Origin of the sequence: Algoriphagus sediminis (assembly GCF_030403435.1) — a bacterium.
Lineage (GTDB): Bacteria > Bacteroidota > Bacteroidia > Cytophagales > Cyclobacteriaceae > Algoriphagus > Algoriphagus sediminis.
In genome coordinates, this window is record NZ_JAUEPH010000026.1 from 1 (window position 1) to 408 (window position 408).

Here is a 408-nt window from a genome sequence, read left to right on the forward strand (position 1 = left end):
GGGCTAAGTCGTAACAAGGTAGCCGTACCGGAAGGTGCGGCTGGAACACCTCCTTTCTGGAATCCTATGACAGGGGATTGCCTTACACATTTCAAGATATTAGGGCCTGTAGCTCAGGTGGTTAGAGCGCTACACTGATAATGTAGAGGTCCGTGGTTCGAGTCCACGCAGGCCCACAACTAACCATTTTACGGGGGATTAGCTCAGCTGGCTAGAGCACCTGCCTTGCACGCAGGGGGTCAACGGTTCGAATCCGTTATCCTCCACCATTCAGGCGATTTATCGCCTCTTTTTTCCTCTGACAGAGAGGAAATAAGTTCATTGACATGTTGATAGTAAGAATTGTAACAGAGGCTGGTATGCTTGAGTATACCGGCAGAAGTAAGAGTAAGTGAATAAGGGCGCACG

Annotated in this window: 2 tRNA genes and 1 rRNA gene; all 3 read left to right on the top strand. The window is 49.5% G+C overall.

Annotated features, from left to right (window positions below):
* A 16S ribosomal RNA gene (locus tag QVH07_RS17690) occupies positions 1–56 on the top strand; the annotation flags it as partial.
* A 46-nt stretch (positions 57–102) separates the two neighbouring features.
* Positions 103–176 (top strand) — tRNA-Ile (locus QVH07_RS17695).
* A 16-nt stretch (positions 177–192) separates the two neighbouring features.
* Positions 193–269: transfer RNA gene (locus QVH07_RS17700), tRNA-Ala, on the top strand.
* Positions 270–408 lie beyond the last annotated feature (139 nt).